The following is a 19,070-nucleotide window of genomic DNA, read 5'->3' on the forward strand; positions in this document are numbered from 1 at the left end:
TTATTTAAAAAAATAGCACTCATGCGTATATTTTTTAATCATTTTTCATTTTTTTGATTCATTTTTTAAGCAAATTTGCTTTAATAGTTCGATATTCAAGATTATTAAAGCGATTTTATTTATTATTGAGTCAGCTTTATTAAGCAAATAATAAATTTTGGGATCATTCTGTATGCATCATTTTTCTTTTTTCTCTGCAGGTTTGCTATTTACACTTGCGATTTCACCTGCTTTTGCAGCTGAGACAATAGATGAATCATCTTCATCTACAACATCAGCCAATTCAAAGTTTGCGACAAAGTCCAGTGCAGTCGTTAAAAAACTCACTGTTAATGCTTCAGCCGCACAAGCAGATGAAGAAAAAGATCCCTTTGAAGGATGGAACCGTAAGGTTTATCAATTTAATGATGTATTAGACCGTAACGTTGCACGTCCAATTGCAGTGCAATATTCAGAAAAAGTACCCGAACCTGTTCGTGGCTCATATCGTCAATTTCGTAAAAATTTAAATGAGCCTTGGAATGCTGTTAACCAGCTTGCTCAAGGTCGTCCTTTGCGTGCAGCAAAATCCTTAGGTCGTTTTACCATTAACACCCTTACTACTTTAGGTTTTGCTGATCCTGCACGTCGCTTACATTTAACAGAAGAAACCGAAGGCTTTGGCACAACACTTGGCTATTATGGTATTCCGACAGGGCCTTATTTAGTTTTACCTGTACTTGGCCCGAGTACAATTCGTGAATCGGTTGGTTTTGCCGCGGATAGTTATGCACGTCCTCAGCGTTATATTTTAGAAGACCATAAAGGAGCCTATTGGACTGAGCAAACATTACGTGCTGTAGATAGCCGTGCACAGTTACTAGATATTGAAAAAGTGTTACAGGGTGATAAGTACGCTCAAATCCGCGATATTTATTTACAACGCCTACACTTTATTGTTGCTGAGAAAAAAGGCCTTGCTGACGAAAATATGTTTATTAGTGATGAAAGCGACGACATAGATGATGAGTCTTCAGATCCAGTAGATACCGATTCTTCTGACGACAACGTAACAGAATAAGTTTTTATTATTTAAACGTGGAGGATAATGATTTTCTCCTCCACGTGGCTATTGCTTGATATAGTATATTGCTCATGATACTTCAGGATCATCTTATTTCTTTATGTATTTCATTCAACCGACCCGTGATATTCCACATCTAGATCAGGTACTAGACACACTCCCCAGTGTGCAAATGATTCGCATTGAAGATCTCCATTTGTATGATCCGACTATTATTGCTATTGCTGACGTACAAGATTATCTCACCCATCAGTGGACTTTACCCACTATTGCACTTGCCTTAGAAGATGAAGGGCTTGCTCTGTCAGCAGCGTGGGAACAAGGTGCACTTGCAGGTTGGATCTGGAGCAAGCTTCCAGCAAATCCACAAGAAGCACTTATTAGAATTGATGCAAAATATAAGCGCAATCAAGATAGCCGTGATCTACCGTCAGCCGCTGAATTACAAAAAAAATTACTACCCAATCCTATCGAATTATTGAACTATAAAATTGAAACATTGTTTCAACCCTCTGCCTATTTGTCTGGTGATTGGTATGATTACTGGAAAATTAGCGATAAAGAAGTCATGTTTTATTTGGCCGATGTTTCTGGCCATGGGGTGACCAGTAGTTTATTAACCTCATGGATGGCAGCATTTCATGGTCGGTCTAAAAACCCACGAGAATTGATAAAAAAACTCAATGGCATGCTGGTACAAGAAAATATCGAAAAGCACATCACCATGATTGCTGGTATTTTAAATATCGAAACGCACCATTTGCGTTGGTCAAGTGCAGGTCACTATCCACCAGCTATTTTATTTGAAAAAGATCAAGAACCACGTATTTTAACCACCAGTAGTTTTCCATTAGGCTTAACTGAAGATTTAGAAGTCGAAGAGTTTGAATGCCAACTTAAACCCAATGCTCGGTTTATTATTTGTTCAGATGGTGCACTCGAGCCATTCGATGGTGGCCTGAATGAACAGCTACGCCAATTGGTACATCATTTGCAAAATCAATCATTTCAAGCACCAGAACATGTAGCTGATGATATTGCCATACTCAGCTTACGTCGAATCAATTAATCTATAAATCAACTATTTATCGGTTTTCACCATACAATCATCCTTTGGGATACTTGAGTAAGCGATGTCCCTATGGGATAATTTACTATCCTCCTCTGCAAATGGCATTTATATGTCAACAGGTCATGTTGAATATGCAAGCTTGAATGGAACGCATATTTTTAAGCTTATTGGCGAAGTGCGTGCCCAATCTTGCATTAGTTTAGACAAACTGCTAAATAAAATTGAACAGCAAGAAAATGTTGTTGGTGCAATCGTAGATTTAACCCAAACCACATTTATTGATAGTACAGTTTTAGGCGTTTTGGCTAAGCTGGGCTTAAAGCTCAAACAAGTACATCAAATTCAAGCAGTCATGCTTTCGACAAATTCAGATATTACTACCCTTGCCAACAGTATGGGGCTTGGGCAGGTCTTTGTGATTTTGAATTATTGTGGTGATCCTAATGTATGCACTCGTACATTAATGGAAGAACATGTAACGCATAACAATATGCTTTGCACCGTATTAGATGCGCATAAAACATTGATGAAACTGAATGAAAGTAATCAAAATATGTTTGAGCCATTGGTGAAACAACTGCAAAAAGAGCAAGATTCCATCGATCAAACAGCTGTACAACACAACGCTTAATCTCCCTCTCCCCTTTGTTACATTGAGAACTCCATGACTTTTCTTTCTGTTGCTCAAATGAACTCGCAAAATGATATTGAAGAAAACTTCACTGTCATTGAATCATTGATACAACAAAGTAAAGCTCAGGGAGCAGAGCTCATTGTGTTTCCTGAAAATTTTGTCTGCTTTGCAGCAGGCAAACAACGTGAAACAGCAGCCCAATTCGAAGTTTATCAACAACGCTTAGAACAGCTCGCACATCGTTATAGTATTTGGATTGTGGCGGGTACTTTACCTTGTCCTTTTCGTCCAGATGGTTCAACTATTCAAGACGGTCGTGTGCGTACAGTGAGTCTATGTATTAGCCCAGAACGCACAGAAGCACGTTATGACAAAATTCATTTATTTGATGTACAAGTCGGCGATGGTGTGGGTGGATATCAAGAATCTAAGTTCTTTGAACCAGGGACACAACCTGTAGTTGCTAAAACACCTTTTGGCAACATTGGTTTAATGGTGTGCTATGACTTACGCTTTCCAGAGCTTGCACTCACACTACGAGCACAAGGTGCAAATATTTTAACTGCCCCAGCCGCCTTTACCTACACTACAGGTCAGATGCATTGGCAACTGTTATTGCAAGCACGTGCTATGGACACACAATGCGCAGTTTTAGGCGCTGCACAACAAGGTTGGCATGGTGAAAAACGCCAAACTTGGGGACATGCAGGTGCATCCGACAGTCGCGGTCAATTGCTTGATATTATAAAAACTGAAGGGGCTAGTTTAATTACTGTTCCGTTTAGTTTAGATGAACAAGATAAGGTTCGAGCATCTATGCCTCTATTACAGCACCGTGTTTTACTGCAATATCCTACTGATTCATATAGCAACTAGTGTGCTTATCTAATTTAGTAAATAGCACGCGATTTAAGTTAATGTTGCACTGTTAATCCCTGTCAGCTTATTTATAATAATGATTCTTATTTATTAAAATTGGTTTTACTCCAATGTTTAAATCCGCTCTCCTCTTTGCTGTACTGCTTTCCGTTTCTGTTGCCTCTTTTGCTGATATTCAAATTTCAGAAAAAGTTCGCCCTACAGTTAAATCTTTAGTTAATCCGAATATTGACCGTTTAGCTATTCCACCTACACCAAACAATATGTCTTTGCCTGCATTTGGTCAGGGTATTATTGGTTGGGGTACTGGCCCAGATGGTGCTGAAAAACGCTTAAATAACATTACAAAACAAGACGTTGAAAAGCTAAAAACTCAAGATGTGACTTTAGAAATGGTTCAAACATGGCAAAAGTTTTATGAAAATGAAACTCAGCGTAATGCAGGCAACCCAACTGCCCCTTTCCGTGCACAATTAATGAAAAAAATTGCTGGCCTTTGGTAAGTAGCTCCTAGATTGTTCATTGGTAGTTACGGCTATCAGTGAACAGCTCCTGCCTATTAGCACCTTCATTTGAGTCATCTTTTCAGATTCTTTTATCGATTTTTTAATAAAGTCTGTTCAAATATTTACAAAATCACTGCTTATTCCTCCGCTTTTTTCAGACAGGATAATATTTCCCTTAGAAATATTTAGAGAATAACAATGACCTTAGAAAAAGCAGTCTATACAGCACACGCAAAAGCAACTGGTGGTCGCGATGGCCGAGCAACCTCTTCCGATGGTATTTTAGATATTCAGCTCAAAGTACCTAAAGAAATGGGCGGTGCTGGTGGTGGAACGAATCCTGAACAGCTATTCGCTGCTGGCTACTCGGCATGCTTTTTAGGTGCAATGAAATTTGTTGCCAACCGCGATCATTTAAAAATCACCCCCGACGCCTATGTTGAAGCGGATGTCGGCATTGGCCCAATTCCAACGGGTTTTGGTATTGAAGTGACTTTAAATGTTCATTTGGAAGGTTTAGAGCAAGCTGAGGCGCAAAAGTTGGTGGATGCTGCGCATATTGTTTGCCCGTATTCAAACGCAACGCGTGGCAATATTGATGTAACGCTGAATTTGATTGTGTAATTAATTAGCCCTATCCTAAAGTTGCTTTAGGATAGGGACAGATCATAAAAATAATTTATAAAATATAGACTTAAAATAAAAAAATCTATTATATTAAATAAAAATCAGAACACTAAACGTCATATCAAAATATCGCTTTAACATCAAAAATATTGTCAGCATTTTTTAGGGAAAAATATGTCATTAGGTGCAGTCTATTTATGGGAGCCTGATGTTACAGGTAAATTTCCAAACTTGAATGAAACTGAACGTACAGCCTATGAGCTTTACCAAAAGCATAGAAATACATCACCCAAAGGAAAAAAGATTAGAGACTGGGCTGAATTTATGGTCAATAAACTGACTGATGATGCCTATAGTGATTATTTTCCTGAAGAAACAAAACAATGGTGTATTAACTTACAGCAAGAACTTTTAGCTGAACCACGTGCGATCCTAGAGCTGGATCATTTTGACCATATTGCCCAAGGTGATGCCTTGTATCGGGTTTTTTATGAAGCTGTTAAGGAAACCGGTGTCGGTTTTTATGAACCGCGCTTTGCTGTGTGGGGATTTAGTGTTTTACAGGTTCCAGATAATGCAGTGGCTCAAGTTTTAAAATCTCATTTAGCCCCTTTGAATACAGAGCAACAAAATTTTGATCTGGATAGTATTGAAGCACCGAGAAATATAAAAAAGGCAGAAGAGTTATTCCAGCTATGGTGTTCCCATCAATCAGTGTTAAAAAATGTAGAATTACATACTTTTTATAATAGGTATGATTTTATAGAGCCTAGATTATGTGAGCCAGATGCAAAAACAGCGATAGCTAGCAAACAACGCTACTTTATATTTTTCAATGAATGTAAAAATATTTATTATCAATTATATTTTAAACTGCGCAGTTTTACGACTTCGCACAATATAAACTTTTCGTTTGATTTGACTAATCACTTTTTAACACCCGAGTTAAAAGAAAAGTTTGGCAAGAAACTCAAATTTAGAATCGACTTATCAGATATTAGAGATATAACAAGAGAATCACATGGTACATATGATCTAAATTTTGATTTTATTAGTTGTAAATGGGAAAGTGCTTATGGCGTTAAAACGTTTCTTCAGGAATTTGATAAATTTGTGAAGTTCCTTAATAAACACTTTTCAGATGGAAATCTGCAAAGTCTACAGGCATGGGCTTATGGGGATGTACTTGATCATGTGCTCGTGCAAATGCATTGGTCACAAGAATTTATGATTATTGCTTTAGGATTGGACAAAAACTATCTTCAAAAGCGTTATCAATTTCATCAAAACATTCTGAGTAATGAAAAAAGAGAGTCTGAACTTGAATATTTAAATGATAGCTATAAAGAATATCAGGTATTAATGGAGTTGGTCAGAGAAGCAGGAACTGCATTAGCGCCTTATCAAAAACCAAACTAAAATTTTAAAAGATGCGCATTTAGCGCATCTTTCTTTAAAACCAATAAAAAATCATCACTCCTCTGCTTCATTCGTCACGCGAAGCACTTCTTCCAGGGTAGTTTTACCTGCCAGTACTTTACGTAAGCCATCATCACGAATAGAACCCGAATGCTGACGTGCATAAGCTTCCACTTCATACTCTGCAACATTGCCGTGAATTAAACGGCGCATCGGTTCATCAACAGGCACAATTTCATAAATTGCGGTACGCCCATTAAAACCTGTATGTGAACAGTGATCACAACCTTTCGGTTTAGGAAGCTTTAACACCGTATCATGCTGAATATTTGAAAATAATTTCTTCTCAAAATCATCTGCATCATGCCACGTCGCACAGTGAGAACATAAAGTACGTACCAAACGCTGTGCAATCACACCAATAAGCGAACTGGACAACAAAAATGGCTCAATGCCCATATCTTTTAAACGGGTTACGGCGCCGATGGCTGTATTGGTATGCAGCGTCGACAACACCAAGTGACCAGTTAACGACGCTTGTACCGCAATTTCCGCAGTTTCCAAATCACGGATCTCACCCACCATTACCACATCTGGATCTTGGCGCAACATGGCTTTTAAAGCGCGAGCAAAGGTCATATCTACTTTGGTATTCACCTGCGTCTGACCAATACCTTCTAATTGATATTCAATCGGATCTTCCGCAGTGAGAATATTTTTAGAACCATCATTTAAGTCTGACAATGCCGCATATAAGGTGGTGGTTTTACCCGAACCTGTCGGCCCTGTAACCAAAATAATACCGTGCGGACGATGCACTAAAACTTTTAAGCGCTCGTAGTCATTGTTCATAAGACCCAAATGCGTCATGTTTAAACGACCTGCCTGCTTATCTAGCAAACGCATCACCACGCGTTCGCCATAAGATGATGGCAAGGTCGATACACGCACATCGACTTCACGGCCAGCTAAGCGTAATGAAATACGACCATCTTGTGGAATACGTTTTTCGGCAATATCCAGCTTGGCCATGACTTTAATACGAGATACCAGCAAAGGCGCCAGTTCACGGCGGGGCTGGACAATCTCACGGAGTTGTCCATCCACACGTAGACGTACAGATAATTTTTTTTCAAAAGATTCAATGTGAATATCTGATGCACCCACACGAATTGCCTCAGACAGCAATGCATTGATCAAACGCACAATTGGGGCATCATCTTCTTGATCCATCAGGTCTTCTGCTTCAGGTACAGAATCTGCAAGACTGAGCAAATCTGGATGATCTTCCAGCCCAGCGGCCACTTGTTGTGACTCGCCTGTATCGCCTGCAAAGCTTGAGCTGAGTAGTTGATTAAACTCTTGCTCCGTGCACAGTTGATAACTCGCTGGATGCCCCAGAAAACGACGCGCTTCTTGCAGCGCCAAAAGTGGCGTGTTGTCACGACGAATAATTATTGCTTGGTCACCCTCATAACGAAGCAACACGCCATGACGCTTGGCAAAACTATATGGTATTTGTAATTGTTTAAGTACTTGCATCACAGTTTATAATGATGAATAAAAGTGATTTGAGTGTACTCTAAGCACATGACAGCGTGAAGCATGTTTTGTAGCTTTTAATGATATAAGGAAAAATACCATTGTCTTTATTGAGTGGCGTACTTGAAACGGAAACATCAAAAGTAAAATGGTGGGGTGAACATCACTTTGAACTCAATCGGCCTCGATCTTGGCAGTTTGGCTCTTTGTTATTTCGCTTGACCCGTGGTCTGCAAGAATGGCGAATGGAATATCACCGTCCTAGCGTACAGTTTGATTATGAACAGCAATGGCACCGTATTGATGATCCTGAATTTGCGTTTCCTGCACCCGTACATATTGAACGCTATATGTTTAAAAACACGCATGAAAAAATTCAAATTATGCCTCGCTTAGCCAATCGCTCTGTGGTGATTCGTCCTGTAGATCCAATCTATATTCCAGCAGGTCAACGTGGCACGCTTTATATCAGTACGCCTTTATGGATTGCAGGCTTTGTTGAAGGCCAAAAAGACCCTTTATTTGATATCCCAGTCATCTTACCCAAAGACACTTGGTTTGGCCCCAATAAACGTACAGGTGAAATTTGTTATGCCACCGCTGTGGACGGCCGTACAGAGCTACATCAACTTAAAATTCGTGCCTTTCGCGCTGTTACGCCGATTGAGTTTCACAACACCAGTCATGAGCAATTGCGTTTTGACCGAATGAATGTGCCTGTACCCGCTTTGCCTTTATTTTATAGCGAGAGTACTGGTCGATTATGGACCTCTCAAATTAAGGTCATTCATGAAGGCCCTGATCGACCACCACGTGTAAGAATTGAAAACCGTACACCACCCCATGCAGGTGAAGTTATGTATGTGCACCCTCCACGCGAACCTGCGGGTGCATTATTTAATATGTTCGATTCACTGTTCTAGGAGTGATGGATGCCCAATACCAATATTCCAGCAGAAGTGACCAGCAGTCTGACTGGTATTGTTAAAAATATTAATACAGATCGACTCACAGAAATTGTGGTTGCTATTATCCTTGCAATTTTAGGCTTTTTAATTGCACGCTTTGTATCGAATACCTTTATTCGCACCATTGGGACACGTTTTAACGAACACCAACGCTTAGTTTGGCGACGCGGTATTTTCTATTTTATTTTTATGATCTTCGCGATGGCCAGCCTCAAAGAAGCGGGCTTCAAGCTTAGTGTGTTTTTAGGTGCAGCTGGTATTTTAACGGTGGCCTTGGGTTTTGCATCACAAACCTCTGCATCCAACCTCATCAGCGGTATATTTTTAATTGGTGAAGGTTCATTTGAAATTGGTGACACCATACAAATCACCTTAATTCGGGGTCATACCATCGAAGGCGAAGTAATTTCGATTGATTTGCTCTCCGTCAAATTGCTCACTCAAGACAATGTGTATGTCCGCCTACCGAATGAACAGCTCATCCGCGCACCTGTGCATAACCTGTCGAAATTTCCTATACGGCGAATTCCGATTACCTTAGCCATTAACTTCCACGAAGATATTATTAAAGTCCGTGAAGTGTTGCTGGATGTCGCCAATAAATATCCTTTGGTTTTGGCCGATCCGAAACCTGCAGTCACCGTCACAGCATTTCGAGAATCATCTATTGAACTTCTATTTGCCGTGTGGTGCCAACAAGAAAACTTTCTTAAAGTTCGTGATGAAATGCATGAACGGATTCGAAATGGTTTTCTTGATAATCAAATTGAAATTCCCGTACCCAAAATGGGCTTCGTCGATCGCCCTTCTGCTCAAACTTTGCATAATGAAGAAATTGACAGCTATGCCAATGCAGAGGATTTAAAACGTGAGCCAAACTTAAAATAAACTTCGTTTAGCCACATTCATGCACACAAAAAAAGGGAGACGTTTCATGGTCTCCCTTTTTGATCTAAAGTTCAGTCACGCTCTAATTTCATGTTTATGAATGCTTACTCGGGCGGGGTTGATTTGATATTTCAGGCATGGGGGCAATATAAGAGATGATTAACATGACAAAACCTGCGCCTAAGAATGAAATCACTCGCGTTAAAGTACCAATATGAGACAAATCAAATAGTACTAACTTTAAAGTGACCAATACCAAAATACTGCCACCAAAGAACCATAAAGAACGTAACTGACATCGACTGGCAAGCAACATACAAATAAAAGCTAAACTGACCCATAACAGAGTGAAACTTAATTGTATGGTCGCATCTTGCCACATTTGCCATTGATTATAGGGTGTGGCTAAGTAATGATGTAAAGCACGTAATACGACATAACTACTCAGCCAAAGCAGACCAAGCACCATCATCATCGCTCCAAGGCTGTTGTCTAAACCTGCTTTCATTTGTTGGTTCAACATCCAAATGAAACCTGCCAACATCGCAATGCTCACCAAATCAAATGGATTCAGTACAGGCATTAAATAAAGTTGAAAAGCTTGCTGACTAAAAATTTGCGATAAAATAACCCATAACGACATAAGAACTAAACTACTGCGTGCTTGCCAAAACATAGGCCAATCAGATTGACGCCACGCGCACCACAAAGCAAAACACAGCGGAAGTATGACGACACTAATAAATGGCATACTCGGGACAAGCGTTAAGCTACTGAGTGCTAAACTCAACAATACGCCTAAACTCACCCACTCTTTTTCTGCTCTTAGCCCAAGCAGAGGACGAAGCCACAATAAAGTTAAAAACAAGCCTGTGGTCGCTACCAATACACGATCGGAAGCAGAAGGCCATAACAAAGCACCCTGATGGCTGACATCAATCACCATATAATATGCGACCGCATACAACGGAATTAACCCAATCCATTTAGGCAATAACCACGACCAGATTGCACCACGTCTCAATAAAAGTTCATTGACCAGCACATAACTCAAACTCAGTATGAGTAGTATCCATGTCACTTGGTTTTTGCTGTCAATGACATCAAGTAAAAGTACAAACAACAAAATGGTGGCAGAGAGCATCTGTAAACAAAAAAAGCTGACCGTCCCTCCACTCAATTGCTGTTGAAATTTGGGCACAGCATTGGCAATGCATACAGTACTGAGGTAACTAAAAGCCAGAATCCAATACACAGGACTTGGAAAAACATTTTCCACAGAGAAATAATACACTGCTGAGCAACCCGCCATGAACAGTAAGCCCATACCCACATAATGGCTAATACGCGACTGACGATACAGCGCATAAATAAAAATGAAAGCACCTTCAAGCGCCCAACCCGCGACGCTCCAATGTTCAGTCAATAAAATAGGAGGGACAAAAGCCAAAAAGATCAGCATGAGACTAAAATAGCTCTGCGTGATTTGCTCAATCACCTGATAGCGTTTTGCCATTGTATAAAGCAATGCATAAATTGCAGCAAAAGCCAGACTGAACGTCGCCTGCCAGCCATTGTCGTCAAAATACATCAGATATAAAAAGATATAACTGGCAATGGGTGTGCCAAAAATTAATACCAAATCTAAAATTGGTTTAAGTTCAAATTGACTCAGATTCTCTTTGGCCAGCAATTGGCTAAAGCGAAAACCCAACCAGATAAAAATTGAGGCATGTGCAAAAATTAAAATACTTAAGCTTTGACGCTCGGTATCTACAGCATGATATATGGCATAGCTCCCCCCCACGAACAAAGTCATTAAAAATGCAATTTGATTGAGAAACTTCCATGGTCGAAGCGTACTTAACACCGCAACGGCAATGTTAATAACCAAATAATAGCTCACAAACTCAACCGCACTTGCACTGCGTACTGGTAAGGTAAAGGGCGCAATATAAGCCATCATCATGGCCATGAGTGCAAGCTCAATACTTTGTTGTTTTAGACTCAACCAAACTGCTGTTACAAGAATGAGCGCAAAGCAACAGCTAGCTACTGCCAAACTTGGAATCACTTGATTGTAATAAGCAAAAAACAATGTGAGTGATAAACTGGAAAGCCCCAAGCCTTCTAAAGCCAGTGCAAAGCTACGATTTTTGTAAACTAATCTATAACCCAAAGCCGTAATTGCAGCACTTACACCCGCCACCAGCAATAATTTGACAGTCAGGCTCAGCTGCCAGTGCTCCGTGGCAAAGCGAAGTAACAACACAATGCCAATGACCAAAACGCCAATCGCAACTTTTAGAACTGGATTTCCCTTAAATAACCATAATTGAAGCTGATCAATTAAATTTAAGCCCTTCTCTGTTGCTATAGGTTCAATGTTCTCTGCTCGTGGTATAGCCTGTTCTAGCACTAGAGTGCTACTTGATGGCTGAAGCTCCAAGGGCTGTGTTACTGATGCCTTTTGCTGCTGTTGCAGGTCATACTGTGTTTGTAAAAGCTGTCGCTCTAAACGCTTTAACCATCGCAAAAAAAAGAAAATCCATGCACTTAAACCCAGTCCAGTAAGCAAGTGAAATCCAGCAACGCCACCAACTAAAGCAATCACGGATGCGATATACAACGGCGCTCTTGAGGTACTTTGCCATCTTAATCCAAGCTGTTGGCTGAGTTGATCTGCGGGTTGTTGTAAATCATCCACATAGTGCATGACACTCACTCCAAAAGCTAAAATGCAGAGTGCACTCACCTCTTTTAAATCAGCAAACCATAGTCCAATGGCCACAATGATGAGCACCATCAACCACATCATTCGAATTTCATTCTGCCCTTTCAGCATACTGTCTTCGCTCTAATTATTTAAATTGATCATAGCGCACCTCTACAGCAATATTTTGTATGTTTATCAGATATTCGGTAACGCACATAAAACATCAAGCTTCAGCGCAGGCGATAAAAATCACGTACAATAAAACTGTTTTTTGGATTAGGAAATTTTCGATGCCGCCATTTGTCTTGGTCGATGGGTCATACTTTTTATATCGCGCCTTTCACGCATTACCCCCTTTAACCACGTCAACTGGGTTGCACACCAATGCCGTCCGCGGTGCGATTTCCGCCATTCAAAAACTCATGCGTCGCACACAGCCAACGCACATGGCCGTGATTTTTGATACACCAGAACCAACCTTCCGTCACGAACTCTCGCCTATCTATAAGGGTGACCGTCCAGCAATGCCGTCTGAATTGTCTGAGCAAGTGCCTTACCTACATGCACTCATTCGCGCATTGGGCATTCCACTACACATGCTACCGGGTGCAGAAGCCGATGACATTATTGGCACTTTAGCCAAACGCGCAGAAGCAGCAGGCCATCAAGTGCTCATTTCCACTGGCGATAAAGACATGGCGCAGCTGGTAACAGAGCGCGTAACTTTGGAAGATAGCTTCAAAGATAAGCCAATGGATATAAATGGTGTATTTGAAAAGTTCGGTGTATGGCCAAACCAGATTATTGATTACCTCACCCTGATGGGCGATGCTTCAGATGGTATTGTAGGTGTTCCGGGTGTAGGTGCAAAAACAGCAGCCAAACTTCTGACTGAATACGGCTCTATTGGTGGCATTTTAGAAAATGTCGACAAAATTAAAGGTAAAGTTGGGCAAAACCTGAAAGATAATGTTGAAGGTATTGCACTTGACCACCAACTTGCAAGTATTGTCTGCGATTTGGATATGGACTTGACCTATGACGACCTAAAACTGACAGATCCAAATACTGAAGAGCTACGCAATTTATATACAGAATTAGAATTCCGTAATCAGTTGCAATCTTTAGATCATCCGAACAACCCGAATAGCGCAACCTATAAACAAAACTCTAAAGCCATTATTCAAAACACACACGCGACTGTAAAAGTTGAAGCAGAAGATCAAGCAAGCATCACCAGTACAGATGATGTTTTGGGTGAAGCACAATATCACACTGTGCTCAGCCAAGCGGATTGGGATAATCTGTTTAAGCGCCTGAGTACAGAAAAGCGTTTTGCCTTTGATACAGAAACCACAAGCTTAGACTATCGCGTGGCTCAAATTGTCGGATTCTCTGTGGCTTTTGATGCACAAGATGCCTACTACGTACCGCTCGCGCACGACTACGAAGGCGCACCTGTACAACTAGACCGTGATACAACCCTTACGCAAATCAAACCGATTTTAGAAGATGCTTCTGTTCAAAAAATTGGGCATCACCTTAAATATGATGCGCATGTTTTAGAAAATCACGGCATTCTGCTACAAGGCTGGTATTTCGATACGATGCTGGCATCTTATGTACTCAACTCTGTAGCTACACGCCACGGTATGGATGACGTTGCACGTTTGTATTTAAGCCACTTAACCACCACCTACGAGCAAGTTGCAGGTAAAGGCGCAAAACAAAAAACCTTTAATCAAATTGAACTCGAAACGGCAGCGCACTATGCGGCTGAAGATGCGCATGTGACTTATCGTCTGTATGAAGTTTTAGATGCCAAACTGAAACAGCATCCTGAACTGATCAATATTCTGCACAATGTCGAAATGCCAGTAGCACGTGTACTGACGATGATGGAAGAAAATGGCATTGAGCTGAACATGGAGTTTTTGGATCAACTTGGTGTTGAATTTGCCACGACCATGCAGGACCTAGAAAATCAGATCACTGAATTGGCTGGCCAATCCTTCAATGTCAGCTCACCAAAGCAAGTTGGCGAAATCCTGTTTGATAAATTGGGGCTCAAAGGTGGCAAAAAAACTGCTACCGGTCAGTACAGCACCAGCGAAAGTGTACTGGAAAAAATTGAGCATCCGATTACCGAATTGATTTTGGAATACCGTGGCTTGTCTAAGCTAAAAAGTACCTATACTGACGGCTTACTCAAGCAAGTTAATGATGATACGCACCGCGTGCATACCAGCTACCATCAGGCACTGACGGCTACTGGTCGTTTATCTTCAACCGATCCGAACCTACAAAATATTCCCGTACGTGAAGACATTGGGCGCCAAATCCGTAAAGCATTTATTGCACCGAAAGGCCGTGTTCTGCTGGCAGCCGATTACTCACAAATTGAATTACGCCTCATGGCGCATTTCTCACAAGACCACGCCTTGGTGGATGCATTTAATCATGGCCAAGACGTTCACCGTCGTACAGCCGCTGAGGTTTTGGGTATTCCTTTAGATGAAGTGACCAGCAATCAACGTCGCCAAGCCAAAGCCGTAAACTTTGGTCTACTGTATGGCATGTCTGAATTTGGTTTAACGCGTCAGCTTGGTTTTAGCCGTGAAGAATCACGCAATTATATTGGCAAGTATTTCCAACGTTACCCTGGCGTGTTGGATTATATGGAACGCACTCGCCAAGTTGCCCGTGAGCAAGGCTTTGTTGAAACCATTTTAGGTCGTCGTCTGTATACACCAGACATTAATGCCAGCAACAAAATGGTGAAACAAGGTGCTGAACGTGCTGCAATTAATGCTCCGCTACAAGGCTCAGCCGCGGACATTATTAAAATGGCAATGATTGAAGTGGAAAAAATGCTTCCAAAAGACCAAGCCAAAATGCTTTTACAAGTGCACGATGAATTGGTATTTGAAGTTGATGAAGCAATTGCGGATGAACTCGCAGTGAAACTGGCGGAAGTAATGCAGTCTGTATTGCAACTCTCTGTACCATTAGTTGTTGAAGTTGGTAAAGGCAACAACTGGGACGAAGCGCACTAACTCCTTCCTCCTTTCAAGAGGAATGCTGGCATGCAAGTATGCTTCTACCAAAAATAAGCACATAAAAAAAGAACTCCGTGGAGTCCTTTTTTTATTGCATATACAGCAACCAGCTTACAGGCCTGTTAACAGTGCAATCGCAACTTCTTTCATAATCGTTTCTACAACCAACAACGCCAAAATAGCCACAATAGGTGACAAATCAATCATCCCCATGTTGGGTAAGATACGACGAAATGGTGCAAGTAAAGGCTCTGCCAATTCTTGAATAACCTCAATATACGGTGAACGCGATTGAGTAAACATTACCACCCAACTCAAAATAATAGTGGCAAAAATCAAATAGCGACAGAAGCGAATCAAATCCTGAATCATCGTAACAAAAGTCATAATCAGCAAATGCACAGGACTATTGAGTGAAGCTCCTGATAAATGCATCAAACCAAACATTTTTAAAATATACAAAATGATCAGCAAAACCAAAGCCGCAGTATTCACACGACCTTTACCTACTGTTGGAAAAATTCGACTGAACAGATCAACAATCTTGGTCGCTTTTGCAGTCGACAATACAACAGGGTTGTACGGGCTTACCGCTGCCAACTGCATTAAAAACCGGAAGAATACGAGCAAAATTGCGACGTTAATGATAATGCCAAAAATTAGCGCAGAACTTGCACCCATACTTGAACGTTCCTAAATTAGATTACTTAATGCTGTCGCTGAGTTCTTGCGCCAGCTGTTGGCTACGCTTTTGCGCGGCAGCCAAGGCTGCTTGAATATTTTGTGAGATATGCGCATGATCAAATACCTCAATCGCCGCTTGAGTCGTCCCATTTGGCGAAGTCACATTTTTACGCAATTCTGCTGGGCTACTTGCGCTGGTAATGGCCATTTGCGCAGCACCCAATGCTGTTTGCAAAGTTAATGCTGTAGCAACTTTTTCATCTAGCCCTAAATTTTTACCTGCACGAATCATGCTTTCCATCATATAGAAGAAATATGCAGGACCAGAACCAGAAACCGCAGTCACAGCATCAATCTGTGCTTCAGTGCTTACCCAAATGGTTAAACCTGTAGAAGCTAAGACCTGGCTTGCCAAGTCACGATCTTCTGCTGATACAGTTGCTTCAGCATATAAACCATGTGCACCTATTTGAACCAGTGCTGGTGTATTTGGCATTACACGTACAATACGCGTCGTGCCTAATAATGCACCAATAGTTGCTAAGTCTGCGCCAGCCACAATTGAAATGACCAATTTACCTTCTAACAAGCCTTTTAAAGGTTGTAAAACACTGGCTAAAACTTGTGGTTTTACTGCAAATAACACAATGTCTGCATCACGAATGGCTGCAATATTGTCACTAGTCACGTGTAATTCTTTGGTTGCCAAATGTTCACGAACTTTATCTACAGGATCTGAAACAGTAATACGTGTCGGCGGTAAGCCACGTGCAATCAAGCCTCCAATTAAGGCCTGTGCCATATTACCACCACCAATAAAAGTGATATTACTGTTTAATACTGCGCTCATGATTCCAATCCGCTTGTGATATTTTCAACTGTAGAAATTAAGTTTGGTCGCCACCCACCTGTTACACAATACGATGAAACAGCCAACCAAAAACCTTTGGGCGTAAAGACACCTAGCATAACATTATCTATGCTTAATATTTGTATAGTATGACGTTGCCAAGGAAATATTTGTGCTTGTTGAATGGCCTTCTTCAATGGCCAAGAGCCAATACGGCCCTGTAAATGAATTTTTTCGCCACCCTGTCGTACTGTGAGTGTTAAGGTCTTGTTTAATAACTCATACGACAATCCGATTGCCTGTGCTGACTCAGTATCTCGTACTTGAAACTGACCTGACAATACATGAAACACTTGATGCATGGCTAAATTTAATGTGCTTGCTGGGCTGTTTTCTTGGGCCGATGCAAGATATTCACTCTTAGGCAAGCGATGAACCGAACCCGCAAAGCGCACATAATAAAAACCATTCCAATGTAAGGCAGCCTGTGCATCCGCTTTGGCCAAGATCACCTCGTTCAGCAAGCGTTGCACCATTTCAAAGGCCGGACGGTACTGCGCTTGGCCTTTCATCCAAGCAGACAAAAGCTGGCGCTGTCGTGCTTCAGATAAAGCCAAAAGTACTTCTAAGCACAGCACGCGCTCTGTACCACAAGCTTTTAAATCACTTACCAACACCGATGCTAAAATTTCTTCCGCATCTTGCATTAAATAACTGGTACGACTTAAAGCCTGCTGCATTTTGGGATAACGCGACTCAAGCAAAGGCCACAATACTTCACGGCACCATGCACGATCATAATGCGTGTCTAAATTGGTAGGATCTTCAATATTAGGGACGTTTAATTGCTGGGCCCATTGGCCAATTTGCTCACGAGACAGATCTAAAAACGGACGCCAAATGGTCATTACTTCGTGCATATCTACAGCTTGCATGGCAGCTAAACCATGAATACCTGCACCAGATAATAATCTGAGCATCAATGTTTCGGCTTGATCTTGTTGATGATGGGCCAACACCAACACTTCATTCGGTGCTAAATGTTGTAAATAAGCATCATAACGCGCTTGGCGTGCTTGGTTTTCTAAATTGCCTGTTGCTACCGCAACAGCTTGCACAACACATGGAATATTACGTTGTTGGCATTGCTCAAATACAAATTCCCCCCAGCTGGCGCTGTGCGACTGAAGCTGGTGATCAATATAAATGGCACGTATTTGATTTGGGCACAGCTCAGACATTAAATGCAGTAGCAACATGGAATCCATGCCACCACTGCATCCAATTAAAAATCGAGTCTGTGCTGAAAAAACTTGGCTTCGACTTAAGAAGCTAGTCCTAAATTGCTGCTGCCAAATTTCATTAAACGTTGGTAACGTGCTTCGCATCGTTCAGTTGCATCCATTGGCTGAAGTTCAGCCAATGCCTCTTTCAAGACCACTTTCAAATTTTGCATGACTTGTTCAGGATGCACATGTGCACCTTCACCTTCGTCAACTACATATTCCACAATACCCATTTTTTGGAGTTTGTCTGCAGTCAGTGCAAGTGCTTCACTCGCTTGCTCTGCTTTATCTGCAGTTTTCCATAAAATTGAGGCACAACCTTCAGGTGAAATCACAGAATAAATACTGTGCGACAGCATCGCTACACGGTCAGCAACACCAATACCCAGCGCACCACCTGAACCGCCTTCGCCCAATACTGTTGCAATCACAGGAACTTTCAAGCTCGACATTTGCGCAAGGCTGGTCGCAATTGCTTCAGCCTGTCCACGTTCTTCTGCACCCACACCTGGGTAAGCGCCCATCGTATCAATAAAGGTAAATACAGGTAAACCAAAACGCTCTGCCATTGACATTAAACGCTGTGCTTTACGGTAACCTTCGGGGTTACTCATGCCAAAGTTATGTTGCAATTTTTCACGTGTGCTACGACCACGATGTTGACCCACCACCATTACAGGTTGGCCATCTAAACGAGCCAAGCCACCGAGCATAGCGCCATCATCACCAAATAAACGGTCACCATGTAGCGCATCAAACTCAGTGAAAATTTCACTTATGTAGTCCAAAAATTGTGGACGCTCTGGATGACGTGCAATTTTAACCGTTGTCCAAGCTTTAGATTGAGCAGCTTTATTTTTCATAGGTCGACCATTAT

General features: G+C 41.4%; 16 protein-coding genes. 10 read left to right on the forward strand and 6 right to left on the reverse strand.

From position 1 onward, the window contains the following. Positions 1–172 precede the first annotated feature (172 nt). The 7 genes from D9K81_RS00005 to D9K81_RS00035 all read left to right on the forward strand — a co-directional run bounded on the left by D9K81_RS00005 (position 173) and on the right by D9K81_RS00035 (position 6,200). Positions 173–1,060 carry an MlaA family lipoprotein gene (locus D9K81_RS00005; protein WP_120374177.1) on the forward strand — a complete coding sequence of 296 codons (888 nt, stop codon included), beginning with the start codon at positions 173–175 and terminating at the stop codon, positions 1,058–1,060. 103 nt (positions 1,061–1,163) lie between these two features. Then, positions 1,164–2,132, forward strand: coding sequence for an RsbU family protein phosphatase GigA (gene gigA, locus D9K81_RS00010; RefSeq protein ID WP_120374178.1), 969 nt, complete (start codon positions 1,164–1,166; stop codon positions 2,130–2,132). 112 nt (positions 2,133–2,244) lie between these two features. Further along, complete coding sequence (gigB, locus tag D9K81_RS00015; protein ID WP_120374179.1) at positions 2,245–2,766, forward strand: anti-anti-sigma factor GigB; 522 nt, start codon at positions 2,245–2,247, stop codon at positions 2,764–2,766. A 33-nt stretch (positions 2,767–2,799) separates the two neighbouring features. Further along, complete coding sequence (locus D9K81_RS00020; protein WP_120374180.1) at positions 2,800–3,645, forward strand: carbon-nitrogen hydrolase family protein; 846 nt, start codon at positions 2,800–2,802, stop codon at positions 3,643–3,645. Positions 3,646–3,758: 113 nt separating this feature from the next. Next, positions 3,759–4,151 carry a DUF4951 domain-containing protein gene (locus D9K81_RS00025; RefSeq protein ID WP_120374181.1) on the forward strand — a complete coding sequence of 131 codons (393 nt, stop codon included), beginning with the start codon at positions 3,759–3,761 and terminating at the stop codon, positions 4,149–4,151. Between the two features lie 201 nt (positions 4,152–4,352). After that, positions 4,353–4,778 (forward strand): organic hydroperoxide resistance protein, encoded by a 426-nt coding sequence (locus D9K81_RS00030; RefSeq protein WP_120374182.1) that lies wholly within the window; start codon positions 4,353–4,355, stop codon positions 4,776–4,778. Between the two features lie 177 nt (positions 4,779–4,955). Further along, entirely contained in the window at positions 4,956–6,200 is a 1,245-nt protein-coding gene (locus D9K81_RS00035; protein WP_120374183.1) for a hypothetical protein, read from the forward strand. A 54-nt stretch (positions 6,201–6,254) separates the two neighbouring features. Here the strand turns inward: D9K81_RS00035 and gspE are convergent, their stop codons facing one another. Then, positions 6,255–7,742, reverse strand: coding sequence for a type II secretion system ATPase GspE (gene gspE, locus D9K81_RS00040; RefSeq protein WP_120374184.1), 1,488 nt, complete (start codon positions 7,740–7,742; stop codon positions 6,255–6,257). 101 nt (positions 7,743–7,843) lie between these two features. Between gspE and D9K81_RS00045 the strand changes: the two genes are divergently transcribed. Then, positions 7,844–8,665, forward strand: coding sequence for a hypothetical protein (locus tag D9K81_RS00045; protein WP_120374185.1), 822 nt, complete (start codon positions 7,844–7,846; stop codon positions 8,663–8,665). 9 nt (positions 8,666–8,674) lie between these two features. Then, positions 8,675–9,598 carry a mechanosensitive ion channel family protein gene (locus D9K81_RS00050; protein WP_120374186.1) on the forward strand — a complete coding sequence of 308 codons (924 nt, stop codon included), beginning with the start codon at positions 8,675–8,677 and terminating at the stop codon, positions 9,596–9,598. Between the two features lie 94 nt (positions 9,599–9,692). Here the strand turns inward: D9K81_RS00050 and D9K81_RS00055 are convergent, their stop codons facing one another. Continuing rightward, on the reverse strand, positions 9,693–12,443 hold the full coding sequence (locus D9K81_RS00055) for a DUF2339 domain-containing protein (RefSeq protein ID WP_120374187.1): 2,751 nt from the start codon (positions 12,441–12,443) through the stop codon (positions 9,693–9,695). A 161-nt stretch (positions 12,444–12,604) separates the two neighbouring features. Here D9K81_RS00055 and polA point away from each other — a divergent pair, with 161 nt between their 5' ends. Then, complete coding sequence (gene polA, locus D9K81_RS00060; protein ID WP_120374188.1) at positions 12,605–15,370, forward strand: DNA polymerase I; 2,766 nt, start codon at positions 12,605–12,607, stop codon at positions 15,368–15,370. Between the two features lie 114 nt (positions 15,371–15,484). Here the strand turns inward: polA and D9K81_RS00065 are convergent, their stop codons facing one another. The 4 genes from D9K81_RS00065 to D9K81_RS00080 are packed head-to-tail and all read right to left on the reverse strand — an operon-like array spanning position 15,485 to position 19,056. Beyond that, positions 15,485–16,054 carry a YggT family protein gene (locus tag D9K81_RS00065; RefSeq protein WP_120374189.1) on the reverse strand — a complete coding sequence of 190 codons (570 nt, stop codon included), beginning with the start codon at positions 16,052–16,054 and terminating at the stop codon, positions 15,485–15,487. Between the two features lie 22 nt (positions 16,055–16,076). Then, entirely contained in the window at positions 16,077–16,907 is an 831-nt protein-coding gene (proC, locus tag D9K81_RS00070; RefSeq protein ID WP_120374190.1) for a pyrroline-5-carboxylate reductase, read from the reverse strand. Further along, positions 16,904–18,295: a tRNA lysidine(34) synthetase TilS gene (gene tilS, locus D9K81_RS00075; RefSeq protein WP_120374191.1), complete on the reverse strand. Its 1,392-nt coding sequence runs from the start codon at positions 18,293–18,295 to the stop codon at positions 16,904–16,906. Before tilS ends, proC begins: the two co-directional genes overlap by 4 nt. Then, positions 18,232–19,056 carry an acetyl-CoA carboxylase carboxyltransferase subunit alpha gene (locus D9K81_RS00080; protein WP_120374192.1) on the reverse strand — a complete coding sequence of 275 codons (825 nt, stop codon included), beginning with the start codon at positions 19,054–19,056 and terminating at the stop codon, positions 18,232–18,234. The genes tilS and D9K81_RS00080 overlap by 64 nt, the downstream gene beginning before the upstream one ends. Positions 19,057–19,070 lie beyond the last annotated feature (14 nt).

This window comes from Acinetobacter chengduensis (assembly GCF_003664645.1).
In the GTDB taxonomy this organism is placed as follows: Bacteria; Pseudomonadota; Gammaproteobacteria; order Pseudomonadales; family Moraxellaceae; genus Acinetobacter; species Acinetobacter chengduensis.

Bases quoted from the DNA above. Each gene is read 5' to 3' on its own strand.
- proC (WP_120374190.1), bottom strand. From the start codon at position 16,907: ATGAGCGCAGTATTAAACAGTAATATCACTTTTATTGGTGGTGGTAAT.
- gigA (WP_120374178.1), top strand. From the start codon at position 1,164: ATGTATTTCATTCAACCGACCCGTGATATTCCACATCTAGATCAGGTA.
- D9K81_RS00080 (WP_120374192.1), bottom strand. From the start codon at position 19,056: ATGAAAAATAAAGCTGCTCAATCTAAAGCTTGGACAACGGTTAAAATT.
- D9K81_RS00020 (WP_120374180.1), top strand. From the start codon at position 2,800: ATGACTTTTCTTTCTGTTGCTCAAATGAACTCGCAAAATGATATTGAA.
- D9K81_RS00030 (WP_120374182.1), top strand. From the start codon at position 4,353: ATGACCTTAGAAAAAGCAGTCTATACAGCACACGCAAAAGCAACTGGT.
- gigB (WP_120374179.1), top strand. From the start codon at position 2,245: ATGTCAACAGGTCATGTTGAATATGCAAGCTTGAATGGAACGCATATT.
- gspE (WP_120374184.1), bottom strand. From the start codon at position 7,742: ATGCAAGTACTTAAACAATTACAAATACCATATAGTTTTGCCAAGCGT.
- D9K81_RS00050 (WP_120374186.1), top strand. From the start codon at position 8,675: ATGCCCAATACCAATATTCCAGCAGAAGTGACCAGCAGTCTGACTGGT.
- polA (WP_120374188.1), top strand. From the start codon at position 12,605: ATGCCGCCATTTGTCTTGGTCGATGGGTCATACTTTTTATATCGCGCC.
- D9K81_RS00005 (WP_120374177.1), top strand. From the start codon at position 173: ATGCATCATTTTTCTTTTTTCTCTGCAGGTTTGCTATTTACACTTGCG.
- D9K81_RS00065 (WP_120374189.1), bottom strand. From the start codon at position 16,054: ATGGGTGCAAGTTCTGCGCTAATTTTTGGCATTATCATTAACGTCGCA.
- D9K81_RS00025 (WP_120374181.1), top strand. From the start codon at position 3,759: ATGTTTAAATCCGCTCTCCTCTTTGCTGTACTGCTTTCCGTTTCTGTT.
- tilS (WP_120374191.1), bottom strand. From the start codon at position 18,295: ATGCGAAGCACGTTACCAACGTTTAATGAAATTTGGCAGCAGCAATTT.
- D9K81_RS00055 (WP_120374187.1), bottom strand. From the start codon at position 12,443: ATGCTGAAAGGGCAGAATGAAATTCGAATGATGTGGTTGATGGTGCTC.
- D9K81_RS00035 (WP_120374183.1), top strand. From the start codon at position 4,956: ATGTCATTAGGTGCAGTCTATTTATGGGAGCCTGATGTTACAGGTAAA.